Raw genomic sequence first — 17,411 nt, forward strand, 5'->3', positions numbered from 1 at the left:
CGGGTGGTCCCTAGCGCCTGCGGGCCGACAGCACGGTCGCGGCCGTGGAGGCCGCGGCGACCACCCCGGTGACGGCGAACACGGACGGCCAGGCGCCGATCCGCTTCGCCAGCGGGTGCGAGCCGCCGAAGGCCGCCACGTACAGGCCGGTCAGCGCCGCCGCGGCGGCCGTGCCCGAGCTCCGGCGCCACTGCGCGGCCGCCCCGGCCCCGGCCACCGCCAGCACCGCGCCGCCCAGTTCGCGCCGGCCGCTCCAGCGGGCCACGCCGTAGCCGCCGACCAGACCGCTCGCCGCGGTCAGCGCGGCGGGCGCGGCGGTCGCGAGCGCGTTCGGGACCTTCGCCATTGTCGACTCCGTTCGTGGGGTTCGTGGGGACGGTGCGTCCGGCTTCCGACCATAACCCGGCGAACGGGAGGGCCACGGGCGGGTCCCTACCCGAAGGCCGAGACCGTGGACATCCCCGGCACCGTCAGCGCCAGCCGGCGCGCCACCTCCGCCGGGTCCAGCACCCGCTCCAACCGCAGGTCGCCCGGGACCTCCTGGATGAAGCGCCCGGCCGACCAGCTGCGCTCGTACGGCAGCGGCTCCAGCACCAGGGTGCGCACCCCGTCCACCACCGGGATGTCGCTGGGCGTGCCCTCGTTCCAGAGCCAGGAGCCGTCCGGCGCCACCAGGTTGAAGGCGCCGGTGGCGATCAGCCGGCGGCCGTCCAGGAACTCCGTGCGGGCCAGCGCCACCACCTCGGGGTCCTGCGGCTCGCCGGGCAGGTGGCCGCCGCCGATCAGCAGGTCGGCGAGCAGGGTGTGCAGCTGGAAGGTGTCGCTCAGGCCGCTCATCCGCAGCAGGTAGCCGGTGCCGGTGGGCCGGTCGAGCACCAGCAGCGGCTCGTCGTCGAGCATCAGCGCCAGGTGGGTCAGGCCCTTGAAGTCGTGCCGCTCGCCCTCGTAACGGTCGAACAGCTCCAACAGCACCTCGGTGACGCCCGAGGCACGGGCCTCGGCCCGGACCGACGCGTGGGCGTACACCGCCCAGGCGGCCTGCTGCCACAGGTGCAGCGTCCACCAGCCGACCACGGCCAGGTGGGCGTTCCATGCGTCGAGGTGCCCGGGGCTCTCGATCCGGGCGTGCGCCTCGGCCGGATCGTCCTCCTCCTGGTCCGGCAGCGGACCGCCGCCGGTGCGCGCCCAGCCCTCGACCAGCCGCTGGGCGCCGGTCAGCGCCCCGCGCAGGCCGGCCAGCACCGGTCCGGCGCAGGCCACCGGGTCGGCCCCGGACTCCACGCAGGCGCCCACCACCATCGCCAGGTGCGCCCGCGGGAACGGCGGGGCGTCCGGAAGCAGCGCGGCCAGCCGGGGCCCGGCGGCCCGTCGATCGGCCGGCCCGGCCGAGCCGAACAGCCCGCCGACCAGGCCGAGGGCAGGGCCGAAGCGCTCGTCGTCGCCGGCCGCGACAACCGTCTCCAGTTCGGCCACCGCCTCCAGGAGGGTGGGCTGTTGACGCTGCGACGGATGCGGACCGGAGGTCGGCCCGGGATGCTGCTCGGCGTTCTGCTCGGGGTTCTGCTCGATGGACATTCGCCGCAGCATAGGCGGCGCCGTCGGTCCACTGGAAACGCCCCCGTCCCTCGCCGGGTGACGGGTACTCGTGCGGTGACCGCGTCCCCCGTTCCTCCCGTTACCGATGGGCGTACTCCGGGCACGACGACAACGCCCGCGCGGCGACCGCCCCGGCCACCTCGGGCCGCTGCTCGGCGTGCTGCTGTTCGCCGCCGTGGTCGCGCCGACCGTCCCGCTGGGCATCGGGTGCCGACGCCGGCGCAGGTCGGCGCGATGGCCGCGGTGCGGGTCGTGGTCCTCGGCCACGAGGCGTTCTGTCAGCGCCCGGTGGGACACTCCGGGCATGACTGACAGCGCGATCACCGACGGCCGCTACCGGATCCGCAACGTGGGCAGCGGCCTGCTGCTGGAGGTCGCCGAGGCCTCCCGGCGCAGCGGCGCCCGCATCCGCGTCGGCGCGGACGACGGCTCCGACGCCCAGCTCTGGCAGCTCACCGCCGTCCATCCCGGGGGCGCCCTGTTCCACATCGAGAACGCCGGCAGCGGCAAGCGCCTCGACGTCACCGGCGCCTCCCCGGAGGACGGCGTCCCGATCCAGCAGTGGTCCGCCAACGCCTTCGGCGCCCAGGAGTGGCTGCTGGAGGCCCATGTCGACGCCCCGGGGACGTACACCGTCACCAGCTTCATCAGCGGCAAGCCGCTGACCGCCCCCGAGGCACCGGACGGGGTCGTCCAGCAGTGGGAGGACGTCGACTCCCCCGCCCAGTGGTGGCGCTTCGAACGCCAGGGGTGACCTTCGGGGCCGACTCCTCAGACCGAGAGGTTGGCCCGCAGGGCGTCCAGGTCGGTGTCGGTGACGCCGTGGGCGCGGAGGTAGTCGGGGAGGGTGCCGTGGCGGGTGCGGATCCAGGCGAGGGAGGAGGCGATGAGCTCGGCGCCGACCGGCCGGGAGAGGCGCTCGCTGCCGGTCTCGTCGATGTACGGGGTCGGGCCGTGGTCGAGGCCGAGGCCGCGGTTGGAGAGCAGGAAGTCGGCGGTGACGTCGGCGTCCGAGGCGCCCAGCAGGGACTGCAGGACGGCGACGGTGAGGCCGGTGCGGTCCTTGCCGACCGCGCAGTGCACGATCACCGGCACGGCCTCCGGGGCGGCCAGTCGGCGGATGATCGCGCTGAGCGAGGGACCGGCGGTCTCCGGCATGAAGGTGTAGAGGGCGGCCTGGTCCTCGGGCCAGGGGCGGTCGAGGTCGCCGCGGTCGGCGGGCAGGGTGGGCAGGTGGAGGGACTCGTGGTCGAGGCCGTGCCGCTGGTCCGGCCAGATCTCCAGCTCGAACGGGCTGCGCAGGTCGACCACCGTCCGCAGACCGAGGTCCTTGAGCTTCCGGGCGCCCTCCTCGGTGAGCGTGTGGAGGGAGCCGGAGCGGTACAGCACACCCCGGCGCAGCGCGCCGATCCCGCCCGCGTCACGGAAGTTGCGCACACCGGGGATGTCGATGAAGGCGTCGGTCATGGCCCTTACGGTACGGGGGCGGACGGAGCGCGGGGAAGGAAACCGGAGAGGACCGTTCGGCGTCCGGTGGACGCCGAACAGGGTCTTCAACGGCCGCCGGAGACCTCCAGGAACGCCCCCGTGGTGTACGAGGCGGCCGGCGACAGCAGGAAGAGGATCGCCTCGGCGACCTCCTCCGGCTCCCCGCCGCGCCGCATCGGCAGGTTGGGCGCGACCCGGTCGACCCGGCCCGGCTCGCCGCCGAGCGCGTGGATGCCGGTGTGGATCAGGCCCGGGCGCACGCAGTTGACCCGGATGCCCTCGCCGGCGACCTCCAGGGCAAGCCCGCGGGTCATCGAGTCCACGGCGCCCTTGGCGGCCGCGTAGTCGACGTACTCGTTGGGCGAGCCGATCCGGGAGGCGGCCGAGCCGACATTGACGATCGCGCCGCCGCGTCCGCCGTGCCGGGTGGACATCCGGCGGACGGCCTGGGCCGCGCACAGGAACGGGCCGGTGATGTTGGCGGCCCAGATCCGGTTCAGCCGGTCCTCGTCGATCTCCTCCAGCCGGCACTGCCGCTCCAGCGTGCCGGCGTTGTTCACCAGCCCGGTGAGTGGCCCGAGTTCGGAGTCCACGACGGTGAACAGCCGTTCCACGTCGGCGCTGCGGCTGACGTCGGCCCGGACGGCGATCGCGGTCCCCCCGGCGGCCCGGACGGCGTCCACCACGGCGGCGGCCGAGGCCTCGTCCGTGCGGTAGTTGACGCACACCCGGTAGCCGCGGCGGGCGGCCAGCAGGGCGGTGGCGGCGCCGATGCCGCGACCGGCGCCGGTGACGATCAGGACCTCGTCGGTGGTGGTGGTCGACATGGGCCGTACGCTACCGGGTCCGCCGACCGGCGGACCCGGGCCCGGAGCCGGTCGCGGACCCGGACCCCGACCCGGACTCGAAGCCGGTCGCGGACGCGGAGCCGGTAGCGGACGCGGACCCGGCGCCGGTCGCGGTCGCCCGCAGTGCGGCGATCTTCGGGGCGCGGCTCTTCGGCGAGTCGAGGCTGAAGCCGCGGGCGTCGCCGAGGTCGTCCCGGACGAACGCCTCGGTGCGGACCACCGCCTCGCGCAGCGCGTCGTCCGGGGGGACGAAGGACTGGTGGACGATCTCGGCCCGCTCGGTGTCGTACTCCCACAGGCCGACGATCCGGCCGCGGTCCAGCACCAGGTGGGTCTGCGGGTCGGCCTCGCTGCCGAAGGTGCGTCCGGCCCGGCCGGCGGGCAGCGGGCGGGCGGCGTCGGCCGGGTCGAGCAGCCGGGACAGGTCGCGGTGCAGCAGGTGGATGCCGTCGATGCCGGCCAGCAGGGTGTAGTGCGGCTCGGCGGGCACCTGGAACTCGGCAAACTCCTGGGCGAGTTCCGGCAACAGCAGCAGATCGGAGCCGGGCGCGATCGGGGCGGCACCGGCCTCGGTGACGGCCCGGCGGGCGGTGGCCGCGGTGAAGCCGGAGAACCAGCGGAAGTGCCCCAGGGTGGCCGGCCCGGCCCAGGAGAAGTAGCGGCGGGCGAGGTCGACGGCGGCCCCCGCGACCGGCTGGTCCCAGCCGACGTAGCCGTAACGCTGCTGGTCCAGGCGGCCGTTGACCGGCACCCGGCGGATCCGGCCGCGTGACTGCATCAGCCCCAGGGCGAGCGGCAGGGTGGTCGACAGGCCGCGCTTGCGGCCCGCCTCGCCGAGCGGCCGGACGGCGTCGCCGACCGCCTCCCGGATCGTGGTCGGATCCAGCGGACCGCTGTCGGACAGCGCCCGCTCGACGGCCAGGCAGAGCTGCTCCACCTCGTCCCGGCCGACCCCCAGGTGCTTCGCCGCGGCGGCCAGTTCACCCGCCGGGGCGGCCGCGCCGACCGCCAGGCCGAGCGCGAAGTCGGCGGCCGGCAGCACGTAGGTGCAGCCGCGGGCGGCCGGCAGCTCGTGCACCTCCAGCGCGGCCACCGCCGCGTCCACCTCCGCCCGCCCGAGCCCGGCCCGGGCGAACAGGCCCAGGTACGGGGCCGCGCCGCCGACCGAGCGGGCCCAGCCGGTGGCGGCCAGCACCTCGGCGGCGGACGCCCCGGTGTGCGGGCGGTCCAGCCACTGCCGGTGGGACCACCAGGCCCGCAGCTTCTCGATGCCGACGGTTTCCGGGAGGGGGGAGTGCTGCATGGGGCCAGTATCGACGGCCGGTCGGGCGCCGGTCCGGAAATCGCTCGCCCGGCGCGGCCCATCCGGGGGAGGATGCGCTCTCCGGGCCGCCCGTTCGAGAGGAGCCCCGTCCATGGCCACCGCCCCCGGCACCGTGCTGCTCTCCGGCATCGTCGGCTCCACCGCGTACGGCTTCGCCCACGCCGGCTCCGACGTCGACCGGCTGGGCCTGTTCGCCGTGCCCACCGAGGAGTTGCACGGCTTGCACCGCCCCGCCGAGTCGCACGTCACCACCGCGCCGGACGTCACCCTGCACGAGGCCGCCAAGTGGTGCCGGCTGGCGCTGTCCTGCAACCCGACCGCCTCCGAACTCGTCTGGCTGCCGGAGGACCTGTACGAGACCGTCACCCCGCTCGGTCGCGAACTGGTCGGGATCCGGTCGAGCTTCCTCAGCGCACCCGCCGTCCGCAAGGCCTACCTCGGCTACGCGGACCAGCAGTTCCGCAAGCTGCTGACCCGCGACACCGGTGCCGTCGCCACCCGCGCCCGGGCCGCCAAGCACGCCCGGCACCTCGTCCGGCTGGTCGAGCAGGCCGTCCGGCTGCACTGCACCGGCCACAACCTGATCCGGCTGCCCGACCCGGAACGCGTCCGCGACCTGGGCGAACGCATCGCCGACCGCCCCGACACCGCCGAACGCATGCTCGCCGACGCCGCCGACCAGCTCGCCCGCCCCGGCGTCCTGGCCGACGCCCCCGACCCCCGCCCCGCCGAGGCCTGGCTCCGCCGCGTCCGCGCCGCCCACTACGACGCGCCCCGGCCCCCGCTCCGCGCGCCCGGCGCGCCCACCCAATCCACTGGCGGAGCCCTGGGGCCCACCGGGTAGGATCGCGGTGGCCCTCCCCACCCGGGACCAGCCCGCTACGGAGAGCCGCGGGGCATTAGCTCAATTGGCAGAGCTGCGGACTTTTAATCCGTAGGTTCAGGGTTCGAGCCCCTGATGCCCCACCCAACCGCATGGCTTGTGACCTGGGCGTTCTCCTCCGGGAGGGCGCCCTTCGTCGTGTCCGGGGCCGGGGAGGGGGCCGCCGGAGTTGGGTGAGGGAGGCTCAACTATCTTGACGGCATGGGACCTTTGAAGCCGGATCTTTCTCAAGTCGTCGTCGGACTCGTCTGCTTCTTCCTGATATTCGGCATTCTCGGGGCGGGGCTGCTGCCGCGGATCGAGAAGCTGTTGGGGGAGCGCCGGGATGCCACCGAGGGTGGTGTGGAGCGGGCCGAGGCGGCGCGGGCGGAGGCCCAGCGGGTGTACGAGGAGTTCCAGGCGGAGCTCGTCGCGGCGCGGCACGAGGCGGCGCTGATCCGGCAGACGGCCACCGAGGAGGGGGCGGCGCTGATCGCGCGGCTGCGGGCCGAGGGGCAGGACCTGCGGGACCGGATGCTGGCCGAGGCGCAGGTGCAGCTGGCGGCGGACTGGGTGCTGGCCGAGGCCGAGCTGCGGGAGGACGTGATCCGGCTGGCCGGTGAGCTCGCGGGGCGGGTGATCGGCGAGCCGGTCGCCGAGCTGCCGCGCACCCGGGCGATCGCCGAGGAGTTCTTCGCCGCGCACGACGACAAGGCCGGCGTCGAGTCCTGACCTGCAGCTTCGTACTTCCCCACCAACGGCTCGGGTCCCGGGCAGTGGCTGAACCACTGCCCGGGACCCGGGCCGTTCCGGTGCGTGTGGGAGCGCAGTGGGGCGAGAGCGCAGTGGGGCGAGAGCGCGGTGGGGCGAGAGCGCGGGCGGGGATGACGTTTGTCATGTCGCAGTGGTGCGCGCAGGCACTGACGGCGGTCCAGGGCCCGGCCGTAGATTTCAGGGCATGGAGATCGCCAAGGACACCGAGACCCCGGCCCGCCGCACCGAGTGGAGCCTGGCCCTGCTGGGCGGGCTGAAGCACCGCGGCGGTTTCACGGCCCGCGAGCGCACGGTGCACGTGGCCGCGGTGGGCGGGGCCAAGCTGGACCACACCGGGGCGGTGCTGCCGGAGGAGGGCACCCACCTGGTCAAGGCGGCGCTGGTCGGGGGCGCGGAGCTGGCCTACCCGGAGGGTGCCTCGGCCGAGGTGGACGCGTTCTCGGTGTTCGGCGGGGTCGACCTGACGGTTCCGGCCAGGACGGCGGTGCAGGTCAGCGGGTTCTCGCTGCTCGGCGGCCGCAGCAAGGGCGTGGCCGGTGAGCCCGGTGGCGCGGTGGTCAAGGTCCGCTCGTACTCGCTGGTCGGGGGCGTCAAGGTCCGCCAGGCCGGCTGACCCGGGGCGTCACGGCCGGGCCGGGCCGGGGCGGGGCCAGGGCCCGAACCCGACCGCACCGTCCCCGATGCCACCTGAACCCCCCGCCTCGCGGGCCCGGGCGCTTCGGACGTCGAGGTCGCAATCGCGCCAGCCGGGGCCCGGCAGCGCTGTTGGACTGGCTACGTGTCCACAACTCCTCTTCTCCCATCGCCGGTTGACGCTCGCAACCGGGTGCGCAGCTGGTTGGCCGTGGTCTCCGTGATGACGGGGATCTTCGCCATCGTGACCACCGAGATCCTGCCGATCGGCCTGCTCACCCCGATCGGCGGCACCTTCCGGATCTCGGACGGCACCGCCGGACTGATGATGACCTTGCCGGGGGTCATCGCGGCGGTCGCGGCGCCGGTCGTCACGGTCGCCGTTCGGCGGGTCGACCGGCGCCGTGTGCTCTGCGGGCTCATCTTGGCCCTTGCGCTCGCCGACGTCCTCAACGCGCTCGCACCGGGCTATTGGGCGGTGCTCGCCGCCCGGGTCGTGCTCGGGGTGGTGGTCGGAGGGTTCTGGTCGGTCGGGGCCGGGCTGGCGCCGCGGCTGGTGGCGGGGGAGGGACGGCAGGCCCGGGCGAATACGGTGATCTTCTCGGCCGTTCCGCTGGGGTCGGTCCTGGGCGTGCCCGCCGGGGTGCTGCTCGGTCATCTGGCCGGGTGGCGGGCGGCTTTCGGGGCCATGGCGGTGCTGAGCCTCGCCGTGTTCGCCGCCCTCGCCGCGACGCTGCCCCCGCTGCCGCCGGAGGCACCGACCCGCCTCGCCGTCCTGCGCGGTCTGTTGGGCATCCGGGCCGTCCGTGCGGGGCTCGTGGTCACGCTTCTCCTGGTGACGGCCCACTTCGGCACGTACACCTACGTCACCCCGTTCCTGGAGGACGTCACCCACGCCGGGCCGGGCGCCGTCACCGCGCTCCTGCTCGTCTACGGGACCGCCGGAGTCGTCGGCAACGTCGTGGGCGGAGCCTGGGCGGGTCGGCGGCGCGCCACCTTCACCGCCGCCATCGGCCTGCTCGCGGCCGCCGTTCTGCTGCTTCCCGCCCTCGGGACCACGTCGTCGGGCGCGGCACTGCTGCTCGCGGCGTGGGGTCTCGCCTACGGTGCCGTCCCGGTCTGCGCCCAGACCTGGTTCGTCCGCGCGGCCCCGCACGCCCCGGAGGCGGCCACCGTCGTCTTCACCTCCTCGTTCCAGGCCACCATCTCGCTCGGTGCCCTGGTCGGCGGTGCGGTCGTGGACGCCTCGTCGCCGTCGACGGTGATGCTGCTCGGCGGGTGCGTCGCACTCGTCGCCGCAGCGGTGGCGCACGTTTCCGCCACTCGGGAACGGTAGAAGAGGAGCGGGGGGTGGGGGCCGGCGCCCGCCCCCGCCCCGCCGGGGGGGGGGGGGGGGTTTCGCCCCGCACGGGGGGGGGGAGCGGGTGGGGCGGGTGCCGCGGCCCCGGGGGGGGGGGGGGGGGGGGCCCGCCGCCCCCCCCGGGGGGGGGGGGGCGGGGGGGGGGGCGCGGGCCCCCCCCCCCCCCCCCGCTCCTCGCTGTGCGTGCGGTGGCTATTCCGCCAGGAAGGTGTCGGTGAAGCTGGTGCCGCTGGAGCCGAGGCCGCTGGTGCGGGCCTCGTAGGTGCCGTTGGAGCTGGGGTCGAGCGCGACCGGGCTGTAGGAACCGAGGGACTTGCCGTTGACCGTCGCCGAGGTGAAGGTCAGCGTGCCGAAGTCGGGGTAGGACCCGGTCGGCGACTCGATGATGACCTCGGCGCTGGTCCGCTGCGCGGTGAGGGACTTGGTGGTGGTGAACGTCCAGCCGCTGGTGGAGTCGGTCAGCTTGAGGGTGTACCGGTTGCTCCCGGCGTAGGTCACCGACGCGCTGATGTGGTCGCCGGCCGACACCGGGTACGAGCTGAGGCTCAGGTAGACCGGGCTCGCCGGGTACATCTCGTACCAGGCCTGGTTCACCGGGCTGCCGCTGGAGCAGTCGGTCGCGACGCCGGTCTGCTCCACGCTGGACGAGCCGTACCCGTCGATGCCGACCCAGGGGGCGTAGAGGTCGTTGGTGGAGTTGCAGACCGCGTCCGGCTCGGTCCAGGAGGCCGAGACCGAGGTGAAGCCGCTGCCGGTGGCGGCGTAGCCGCCCCAGTTGTAGCCGTTGGTGTTGTACGAGAGGGGGCGGAACGGCAGGTTCTGGGCGGCTGCCGCGGTGGTCGGCGCCGCGGGGGCGGCGAGGGTGGTGGCGGCCGCCGCGAGCGTGGCGAGGCGGATCATGAACGTGCGCATGCGGGCTCCTTCGTTGGGGGCGAGCAGGAGGTTCACGCGCCAGCCCGGCCGTGGGGGTCGGCCGTTGAGGGATGGCAGTACAGAGTCCGCCGACTGTCATGTGCCCGGCAAGTCCGTTCCGGGATTGTTGGCCAGTCAATTGCCCTATCACGCAGAAGAATTGGCGAAACTCATGACAAGCTCCTCTTCCCAGGTCGGGGGCCTTTCTGCTTCCGGCCGGGCGGCGCGGCCGGCGCCGAGCCCGTGCAGAGCCCGTGCCGAGGCCGCCCCGGGCACCGGCGATTCTCCGCAAGCGCCGTACGAAGACGGCAATATGACGGTCGATCACGGGAGCCGGGACGGTTCCCGGGTTCCTCCGGCCGCTCCGCTCCTGCCGAACTGCGCGGACGCCGCCGCGGCCCCGCCTCCCGCGCCCACCGGCATCGCCAACCCGAGCGCCTCCGCGAGCGCGGCCCGGGCCGGGGCCCCAGCCCAGGAGACCGCGCCCAGGAGGCCGCGTCCGCCACCGCGGACGTGCTCAACGCCTCATCCGCCGCCGGCCACATCGTGGCCACCCCCCGGGCGCCGCCTTCACCGGCCTCGCCGCCGACCGCTCCGCCGGCGCCCTGACCGGCCCGGGCGTCGTCGCGCACCGGCGGGGCCGATGGTCGACGCCCGGCCCGACGGCGGCCTTCCCCGCGTCTTCCTGCCCGGCCGACGGCACCGAGTCCGAATCGAGCGTTTTGGGGGGTTTTGTAAAGGGATCTCCCCGTGGCTGCCGGGGTCGTTGGTGTACCGGAGGTCAGTGATCACCTTTGGTCTCAATATGATCGGAAGCCACGATGGTCGGACTGTACCGACCTTCGTACGTACAACCAGGGAGCGGTTCTGACCGTCTCCCCCTGTGCGGTGCGCCAGATCGTCCGGGGCGTCGCTTCCGTCGGTGAAAGGTACGCGCATGTCAGGTCGGAGGGGCGAGAGCCCGGCACGGGGCGAGGGCGCGCCCGACGCGCTCCCGGCGGAAGGTACACCGGGCACCGTGCCCGCGCCGCGCTCCGGCGGCCGGGCCGAGGCCCGTCGCGCCGCGCAGGGCAAGGGCGGCGGCGCGGCGGACGGCGCCTCCGGCGGACGGGCGGCGGCCCGGCGCGGGGCCAAGCCCAAGAAGAACGTGAAGAAGATCGTCGCCTGGTCGGCGGCCGGCGTGCTGGTGCTGGTCGCGGGCGCCGGCGGCGCGATCTACTTCAAGCTGAACGCCAACATCAAGTCCTTCGACGCCGACGCCATCGCCACCGACCGGCCGCCGGAGGCCAAGGCCGACGCGGACGGCAACAAGCCGGTCAACGTCCTGCTGATCGGCTCCGACAGCCGGGGCGGCAACAACTCCGACCTCGGTGGCGGCGAGGACGGCGGCGCCCGCTCGGACACCACGATCCTGCTGCACGTCTACGCCGACCACAAGCACGCCGTCGGCATCTCGATCCCGCGCAACGCGATGGTGCAGATACCGTCCTGCAAGCTGCCCAACGGCAAGTGGACCAAGGGTGGCAACGACCTGTTCAACGCCGCCTTCTCGACCGGTGGCAGCGACAACGGCAACCCGGCCTGCACCCAGAACACCGTGGAGAAGCTCACCGGCATCCGGGTCGATCACACCATGGTGGTCGACTTCAACGGCTTCGCCGCGATGACCAAGGCCGTCGACGGCGTGGACGTCTGCCTGCCGAAGCCGATCTACGAGGGCGACATCAACCCCAACCTGCACAAGAAGGGCAACCTCGTCCTCCCGCAGGGCAAGCAGACCGTCCAGGGCCAGCAGGCGCTGGACTACGTCCGCCTGCGGCACGGCATCGGCGACGGCTCCGACATCGGCCGGATGAAGCGCCAGCAGGCCTTCATGAGCTCGCTCGCCACCAAGATGAAGAAGGAGGGGATGAGCCCCACCAACCTGCTGCCGCTGGCCGACGCGGCGACCAAGTCGCTGACCGTCGACCCGGGGCTGGACTCCGCGGACAAGCTGCTCTCCTTCGGCCTGTCGCTGAAGAACATCGACATGCACGACCTCAAGTTCGTGACGGCACCCTGGCGCTACCGCACCCAGGACGCCAACATCGACCTGGTGCAGCCGGACGCCAACAAGCTCTGGGAGACCCTCAAGGCCGACCAGACCATCGACGGCCAGAACGCCACCGGCCAGCAGCCGGACGCCGGCGGCAGCCCGAGCGCCGCCCCGCAGCAGGCCGCGCCCAGCACGCCCGCCGTCCCGGCCGGGGACGCCTCCAACGCCTCGATCAAGGTCGCGGTCTACAACGGCACCGTCGCCAACGGCCTGGCCGGCAAGGCGACCGACCTGCTCAAGGGCGCCAAGTTCACCGCCAGCACGGCGGGCCAGGCGGCGAGCACCAAGTACAAGACCACCACGATCGAGTACAGCTCCAGCCAGAAGGCGAACGCGGAGAAGGTCGCCGCGCTGTTCCCCGGCGCCAGCATGGAGCCGGGCAGTGCACGCGGCATCTCGGTGATCGTCGGCCAGGACTTCGCCGCGGCCAACGGCGTGGGGACGTCCTCGGGCAGCACCGCGAGCAGCACTCCGGGTGCCCAGACGCCCGCGGCGCCGCTGCCCACCACCGTCACCAACGACGCACGCTCCGCGGACGACGACATCTGCGCGAACACCACCTACGGCAGCGGCGGCTGACCGCGGGCGACGGAACGGCCGGCACGACCCCGGGGCGCACAAGCCCCGGGGTCGTGCCATCGTGGGCGGGTGGAGGGGGCCCACCGGTCACCGAAAGGCGGATCCCGTGCCCGAGATCGCCATGCAGATCGACATCGCCGCGCCCCGGGCGGCCGTGCTCGACGCGCTCAACACCCACGACGGGCTGACCAGCTGGTGGACCACCGCGGTGGACCGCGACGGCGACGTGCTGCTCCTCGACTTCCCCGGCGTCCCCGAGCCGTTCCGGCTGCGCCGCGAGCGGGCCGACCCGGACCGGGTGCTGTGGGCCAACGCCGGGGCGTTCCCGCCGCACTGGGCCGGCACCTGGATCAGCTGGGACCTCGCCGACCAGCCCGACGCGCCCGAGCGCACCCGGCTGCTGTTCCGGCACGGCGGCTGGCAGCCGGGCAGCGAGGGGGGCGTCCCGATGGTGGCCGGCACCTGGGCCGAACTGCTGGTCCGGCTCAAGGACTACGCGCAGAGCGGCAAGGTGCAGCCGTACTTCGTCACCACGAAGCGCCACGACGAACAGTGACCGGCCCGGTGCCCTCCGGGCCGCCGGTCGCCCAGCAGGGCGCCGTCCGGTGGCGGGAACACGGCGGTGGACCGAAGGTGGGCGGTGTACCTCCGTCGTACCGCCGTCCGTGCGGACGGCCGTACCGGCCGGGACGGGCCTCCGCCCGCCCGACGACCACAGCCGGCCACCACCGCCTCCGGGAGGCCCAGCAATGCCCGTAGTGACCGATCCGTACAAGCCCGGCACCCCGTGCTGGATCGACCTGATGGCGAGCGACCAGCAGGCCGCGCTCGACTTCTACCGCGACCTGTTCGGCTGGCAGGGCGAGATCGGCCCGGCCGAGTTCGGCGGCTACGCCGTGTGCACGCTGGGCGGCCGCCCGGTCGCGGGGATCATGGCGCAGTCCGGACCCGAGGGCCAGCCGCTGCCGCCGGTCGCCTGGACCACCTATCTCGCCTCGGACGACGCCGACGCGGCCAAGGCCGCCATCGCCGGGAACGGCGGCACGGTCCTGTACGACCCGATGGACGTCGGCGCGCTCGGCCGGATGCTGGTCGCCGCCGACCCGACCGGCGCGGTGTTCGGCGTCTGGCAGGCGATGGACTTCATCGGCGCGGGCGTGGTCAACGAGCCCGGCGCACTGGTCTGGAACGAGCTCAACACGGCCGACACCGGTGCGGCCGGCCGCTTCTACCAGCCGGCCCTGGGCCTGCGCCCGGCCACCATCCAGGGCATGGACGGTTACTACTCGCTGAACGTCGGCGACCGCACGGTGGGCGGCATGCAGGGGATCCCCAAGTACCTGGACCCCGGCACGCCCTCGCACTGGATGCCGTACTTCTCGGTGGACGACACGGACTCCGTGGTGGACGCCGTGGTCAAGCGGAACGGCACCGTGATCCAGCCGCCGTTCGACATGCAGTCCGGCCGGATGGCCGTGGTCAAGGACCCGCAGGGCGCGGTCTTCGCCGTCATCCAGGCGCCCGAGGCCCAGCTGCCCGACTCGCCCTGACCCCGCCGACTCGCCCTGAGCCCGCCGACTCGCCCTGAGCCCGCCGACTTGCCCTGACCCCGCCGCGGCGACCGATCCCGCCGCGGCGGCCGGAGCCGCCCTTCCCGCGACGCGCCGCCGGGATGGGCGGCATCCCTTGCGCTCGCTGGGGCAGACTGCACCCATGCTGGGGCTACCGGACGACATCCGCGCTTTCCTCTTCGACCTCGACGGGGTGCTCACCCAGACCGCCACGGTCCACGCCGCGGCCTGGAAGGACACCTTCGACGCCTTCCTGCGCGCCGAAGCCGCCCGCACCGGCGGGCAGTTCGTCCCCTTCGACGCCGTCACCGACTACGACACCTACGTGGACGGCCGACCACGCCTCGACGGCACCCGGGCCTTCCTGCACAGCCGGGGGATCGACCTGCCCGAGGGCAGCGAGGACGACCCGCCGAACGCCCGTACCGTGCAAGGGATCAGCCGCGCCAAGAACGACACCGTGCTGCGGCTGATCCGTGAGCAGGGCGTCGCGCCGTACGAGGGCTCGGTCGCCTACGTGCGCCGGCTGCGCGCGCTCGGGCTGCCCAGCGCGGTGGTCTCCTCCAGCGCCAACTGCAAGGACGTGCTGCGCTCGGCGGGCATCCTGGACCTCTTCGACCTGATCGTGGACGGCGTGGTCGCCAAGCAGCAGGACCTGCCCGGCAAGCCCGCCCCGGACACCTACCTGTACGCCGCCCGCCGGCTCGGCGTCGAACCCGCGCACGCCGTCGTCTTCGAGGACGCCCTCGCCGGGGTCGCCTCCGGCCGGGCCGGCGGCTTCGGCGCCGTGGTCGGGGTCAACCGCACCGGGCAGGCCGACGAACTGCGCCGGGACGGCGCCACGGTGGTCGTCGACGACCTCTCAGAGCTGCTGGGGGAGAAGCCGTGAGCCCCGCCGACAACTTCAGCGTCGACCCCTGGCAGATCACCGAACACGGCGTGGACGCGACCTCGATGGCCCGCGCCGAGTCCGTCTTCGCGCTCTCCAACGGGCACATCGGCCTGCGCGCCAACCTGGACGAGGGCGAGCCGCACGGCCTGCCCGGCACCTACCTCAACGGCGTCTTCGAGCTGCGCCCGCTGCCGTACGGCGAGGGCGGCTACGGTTACCCGGAGTCCAGCCAGAGCGTCATCAACGTCACCAACGGCAAGATCATCCGACTGCTGGTGGACGACGAGCCCTTCGACCTGCGCTACGGCGAACTCGCCAGCCACACACGCTGGTTGGACTTCCGCGAAGGCCTGCTGCACCGCGAGTGCGAATGGACCTCCCCGGCCGGACGCACCATCCGGGTGCGCTCCTCCCGGCTCGTCTCGCTCACCCAGCGCGCCATCGCCGCCGTGGAGTACAGCGTCGAGGCGGTGGACGGGCCGGTGCGGATCGTGCTCCAGTCCGAGCTGGTCGCCAACGAGCAGCTGCCCGGCGGGCCCGAGGGCGACCCGCGTGCCGCCGCCGTCCTGGAGGCCCCGCTGCAGCCCGAGGCGCACCACGCCAGCGGCACCAAGGCCGTCCTGGTGCACCGCACCCGGTTCAGCGGCATCCGGGTCGCCGCCGGGATGGACCACGTGATCGAGGGCCCGGAACGGCTGGACACCGTCGCCGAGGCCGAGTCCGACCACTGCCGGATCAGCGTCACCACCGTGCTGGAGCCCGGACAGAAGCTCCGGCTGGTCAAGTTCATGTCCTACGGCTGGTCCGGCACCCGCTCGCTGCCCGCCGTCCGGGACCAGGTCGAGGCCGCCCTGACCGCCGCCCGGTACACCGGCTGGGACGGTCTGGTCGCCGAACAGGCGGACTTCCTCACGGAGTTCTGGGAGACCAGCGACATCGAGATCGAGGGCGACGTCGAACTCCAGCAGGCCGTCCGGTTCGCCGTCTTCCACGTCCTCCAGGCCGGCGCCCGCAGCGAGGAACGCGCCATCCCCGCCAAGGGGTTGACCGGTCCCGGCTACGACGGCCACAGCTTCTGGGACACCGAGACCTTCGTCCTGCCGGTGCTCACCTACTGCCTGCCCGGTGCCGTCAACCAGGCCCTGCGCTGGCGGCACACCACCCTCCCGCTCGCCCGTGAACGGGCCGCCCAGCTCGGGCTGTCCGGCGCGGTGTTCCCCTGGCGGACGATCCGCGGCGAGGAGTGCTCCGGCTACTGGCCGGCCGGCACCGCCGCCTTCCACATCGGCGCCGACATCGCCGCCGCCGTCGCCCGCTACGTCCGGGCCACCGGGGACCACGAGTTCGAGCGCGAGTACGGCCTCGAACTCCTGGTGGAGACCGCCCGGATGTGGCGCTCGCTCGGCCACCACGACAGCGCCGGGAAGTTCCGGATCGAGGGCGTCACCGGCCCCGACGAGTACAGCGCCGTCGCCGACAACAACGTCTTCACCAACCTGATGGCGCAGGCCAACCTGCGCGCCGCCGCCGAGGCGGCCGTCCGCCACTCGCGCGAGGCCGGTGAACTCGGCGTCGACACCGAGGAGACCGCCGCCTGGCGCGACGCCGCCGCCGCGATGTACGTCCCGTACGACGAGGACCTCGGCGTCCACCCCCAGGCCGACGGCTTCACCCACCACCAGGTCTGGGACTTCGAGGACACCCCGCCGGAGAAGTACCCGCTGCTGCTGCACTACCCCTACTTCGACCTGTACCGCAAGCAGGTGGTCAAGCAGGCCGACCTGGTGCTCGCCATGCAGGTCCGCGGCGACGCCTTCACCGACGAGCAGAAGGCCCGCAACTTCGCGTACTACGAGCGGCTCACCGTCCGCGACTCCTCGCTGTCCGCCTGCACCCAGGCGGTCATCGCCGCCGAGGTCGGCCAGCTCGACCTCGCCTACGACTACACGGCCGAGGCGGCCCTGATGGACCTCCACGACCTCGGCGGCAACACCCGCGACGGCCTCCACATGGCCTCGCTCGCCGGCGCCTGCATCGCCCTGGTGGCCGGCTTCGGCGGACTGCGCGACCACGACGAGGTGCTCGACTTCCGGCCCCGGCTGCCCTCCGGGCTGATGAAGCTGAGCTTCTCCCTGATGGTGCGCGACCAGCTGCTCGGCGTCCGGATCACCCACGGGGGCACCACCTACACGCTGCGCCGCGGCGAGGTGATCCACCTGCGGCACGACGGCGAGGCGGTCCAGGTCAAGGCCGGCTCCCCGGTCACCCTGCCCACCACCGTCCCGCCGTCCCAGGAGCGCTGCACCCAGCCCCCGGGCCGGGAGCCCGCGCGCCGCCAGGCCCAGGCGGGGCTGGTCGTGGGCAAGCTCGGCCAGCAGGACCACCTGGCGGCGGAGTAGCCCGCCCGGCACCCGGAAGCACGGGGCCGTCTCGCGGCCCCGCGCCCGCCCATCCGCGCCCGCCCACCCGTTCGGCCC

16 protein-coding genes and 1 tRNA gene are annotated in these 17,411 nt (G+C 73.9%); 11 read left to right on the forward strand and 6 right to left on the reverse strand.

The window, feature by feature from the left end; all coding sequences use genetic code 11:
* Positions 1–10: 10 nt before the first annotated feature.
* Both ACIRVF_RS38005 and ACIRVF_RS38010 read right to left on the reverse strand, forming a co-directional pair.
* Complete coding sequence (locus ACIRVF_RS38005) at positions 11–346, reverse strand: hypothetical protein (RefSeq protein WP_402828755.1); 336 nt, start codon at positions 344–346, stop codon at positions 11–13.
* Positions 347–432: 86 nt separating this feature from the next.
* Positions 433–1,575: a hypothetical protein gene (locus ACIRVF_RS38010; protein ID WP_402828757.1), complete on the reverse strand. Its 1,143-nt coding sequence runs from the start codon at positions 1,573–1,575 to the stop codon at positions 433–435.
* Between the two features lie 106 nt (positions 1,576–1,681).
* Between ACIRVF_RS38010 and ACIRVF_RS38015 the strand changes: the two genes are divergently transcribed.
* Complete coding sequence (locus tag ACIRVF_RS38015) at positions 1,682–2,350, forward strand: RICIN domain-containing protein (RefSeq protein WP_402828759.1); 669 nt, start codon at positions 1,682–1,684, stop codon at positions 2,348–2,350.
* Positions 2,351–2,367: 17 nt separating this feature from the next.
* Here ACIRVF_RS38015 and ACIRVF_RS38020 read toward each other — a convergent pair whose 3' ends face one another.
* From ACIRVF_RS38020 to ACIRVF_RS38030, 3 genes are all read right to left on the reverse strand, one after another.
* Positions 2,368–3,063, reverse strand: coding sequence for a tyrosine-protein phosphatase (locus ACIRVF_RS38020; RefSeq protein ID WP_402828761.1), 696 nt, complete (start codon positions 3,061–3,063; stop codon positions 2,368–2,370).
* A gap of 86 nt (positions 3,064–3,149) precedes the next feature.
* Entirely contained in the window at positions 3,150–3,911 is a 762-nt protein-coding gene (locus ACIRVF_RS38025) for an SDR family oxidoreductase (RefSeq protein WP_402828763.1), read from the reverse strand.
* Between the two features lie 10 nt (positions 3,912–3,921).
* Complete coding sequence (locus ACIRVF_RS38030; protein WP_402828765.1) at positions 3,922–5,235, reverse strand: DNA glycosylase AlkZ-like family protein; 1,314 nt, start codon at positions 5,233–5,235, stop codon at positions 3,922–3,924.
* A gap of 112 nt (positions 5,236–5,347) precedes the next feature.
* Here ACIRVF_RS38030 and ACIRVF_RS38035 point away from each other — a divergent pair, with 112 nt between their 5' ends.
* The 5 genes from ACIRVF_RS38035 (at position 5,348) to ACIRVF_RS38055 (ending at position 8,861) form a co-directional block, all read left to right on the forward strand.
* Positions 5,348–6,100, forward strand: a complete 753-nt coding sequence (locus ACIRVF_RS38035; RefSeq protein WP_402828767.1) for a DNA polymerase beta superfamily protein — start codon at positions 5,348–5,350, stop codon at positions 6,098–6,100.
* Between the two features lie 49 nt (positions 6,101–6,149).
* A tRNA-Lys gene (locus tag ACIRVF_RS38040) sits at positions 6,150–6,222 on the forward strand.
* 118 nt (positions 6,223–6,340) lie between these two features.
* Entirely contained in the window at positions 6,341–6,850 is a 510-nt protein-coding gene (locus ACIRVF_RS38045; RefSeq protein ID WP_402828769.1) for a hypothetical protein, read from the forward strand.
* Between the two features lie 226 nt (positions 6,851–7,076).
* Positions 7,077–7,505: a hypothetical protein gene (locus ACIRVF_RS38050; RefSeq protein ID WP_402828771.1), complete on the forward strand. Its 429-nt coding sequence runs from the start codon at positions 7,077–7,079 to the stop codon at positions 7,503–7,505.
* Positions 7,506–7,718: 213 nt separating this feature from the next.
* Entirely contained in the window at positions 7,719–8,861 is a 1,143-nt protein-coding gene (locus ACIRVF_RS38055; RefSeq protein WP_402828773.1) for an MFS transporter, read from the forward strand.
* A gap of 216 nt (positions 8,862–9,077) precedes the next feature.
* On the opposite strand, the gene ACIRVF_RS38060 is transcribed toward ACIRVF_RS38055, so the two are convergent.
* A complete protein-coding gene (locus ACIRVF_RS38060) occupies positions 9,078–9,797 on the reverse strand; it encodes a G1 family glutamic endopeptidase (RefSeq protein WP_402828775.1) in 720 nt (239 codons plus the stop codon).
* Between the two features lie 1,018 nt (positions 9,798–10,815).
* Between ACIRVF_RS38060 and ACIRVF_RS38065 the strand changes: the two genes are divergently transcribed.
* The 5 genes from ACIRVF_RS38065 (at position 10,816) to ACIRVF_RS38085 (ending at position 17,333) form a co-directional block, all read left to right on the forward strand.
* Entirely contained in the window at positions 10,816–12,471 is a 1,656-nt protein-coding gene (locus ACIRVF_RS38065) for an LCP family protein (RefSeq protein WP_402828777.1), read from the forward strand.
* A gap of 106 nt (positions 12,472–12,577) precedes the next feature.
* Complete coding sequence (locus tag ACIRVF_RS38070; RefSeq protein WP_402828779.1) at positions 12,578–13,027, forward strand: SRPBCC domain-containing protein; 450 nt, start codon at positions 12,578–12,580, stop codon at positions 13,025–13,027.
* 193 nt (positions 13,028–13,220) lie between these two features.
* The gene (locus tag ACIRVF_RS38075) at positions 13,221–14,021 is read left to right on the forward strand and encodes a VOC family protein (RefSeq protein ID WP_402828781.1); all 801 of its coding nucleotides are present in this window, start codon (positions 13,221–13,223) and stop codon (positions 14,019–14,021) included.
* Between the two features lie 163 nt (positions 14,022–14,184).
* On the forward strand, positions 14,185–14,931 hold the full coding sequence (locus ACIRVF_RS38080) for an HAD family hydrolase (protein WP_402828782.1): 747 nt from the start codon (positions 14,185–14,187) through the stop codon (positions 14,929–14,931).
* Complete coding sequence (locus ACIRVF_RS38085) at positions 14,928–17,333, forward strand: glycoside hydrolase family 65 protein (protein WP_402828784.1); 2,406 nt, start codon at positions 14,928–14,930, stop codon at positions 17,331–17,333. Before ACIRVF_RS38080 ends, ACIRVF_RS38085 begins: the two co-directional genes overlap by 4 nt.
* The last annotated feature ends 78 nt before the right edge of the window (positions 17,334–17,411 follow it).

The sequence above is a fragment of the Kitasatospora sp. NPDC101157 genome (assembly GCF_044768255.1).
Taxonomy (GTDB): Bacteria; Actinomycetota; Actinomycetes; order Streptomycetales; family Streptomycetaceae; genus Kitasatospora.

What these genes read in the sequence shown, in the direction of transcription:
- ACIRVF_RS38050 (WP_402828771.1), top strand. Translation starts at nt 7,077, where the DNA reads ATGGAGATCGCCAAGGACACCGAGACCCCGGCCCGCCGCACCGAGTGG.
- ACIRVF_RS38045 (WP_402828769.1), top strand. Translation starts at nt 6,341, where the DNA reads ATGGGACCTTTGAAGCCGGATCTTTCTCAAGTCGTCGTCGGACTCGTC.
- ACIRVF_RS38035 (WP_402828767.1), top strand. Translation starts at nt 5,348, where the DNA reads ATGGCCACCGCCCCCGGCACCGTGCTGCTCTCCGGCATCGTCGGCTCC.
- ACIRVF_RS38025 (WP_402828763.1), bottom strand. Translation starts at nt 3,911, where the DNA reads ATGTCGACCACCACCACCGACGAGGTCCTGATCGTCACCGGCGCCGGT.
- ACIRVF_RS38060 (WP_402828775.1), bottom strand. Translation starts at nt 9,797, where the DNA reads ATGCGCACGTTCATGATCCGCCTCGCCACGCTCGCGGCGGCCGCCACC.
- ACIRVF_RS38080 (WP_402828782.1), top strand. Translation starts at nt 14,185, where the DNA reads ATGCTGGGGCTACCGGACGACATCCGCGCTTTCCTCTTCGACCTCGAC.
- ACIRVF_RS38005 (WP_402828755.1), bottom strand. Translation starts at nt 346, where the DNA reads ATGGCGAAGGTCCCGAACGCGCTCGCGACCGCCGCGCCCGCCGCGCTG.
- ACIRVF_RS38020 (WP_402828761.1), bottom strand. Translation starts at nt 3,063, where the DNA reads ATGACCGACGCCTTCATCGACATCCCCGGTGTGCGCAACTTCCGTGAC.
- ACIRVF_RS38075 (WP_402828781.1), top strand. Translation starts at nt 13,221, where the DNA reads ATGCCCGTAGTGACCGATCCGTACAAGCCCGGCACCCCGTGCTGGATC.
- ACIRVF_RS38030 (WP_402828765.1), bottom strand. Translation starts at nt 5,235, where the DNA reads ATGCAGCACTCCCCCCTCCCGGAAACCGTCGGCATCGAGAAGCTGCGG.
- ACIRVF_RS38010 (WP_402828757.1), bottom strand. Translation starts at nt 1,575, where the DNA reads ATGTCCATCGAGCAGAACCCCGAGCAGAACGCCGAGCAGCATCCCGGG.
- ACIRVF_RS38015 (WP_402828759.1), top strand. Translation starts at nt 1,682, where the DNA reads ATGGGCGTACTCCGGGCACGACGACAACGCCCGCGCGGCGACCGCCCC.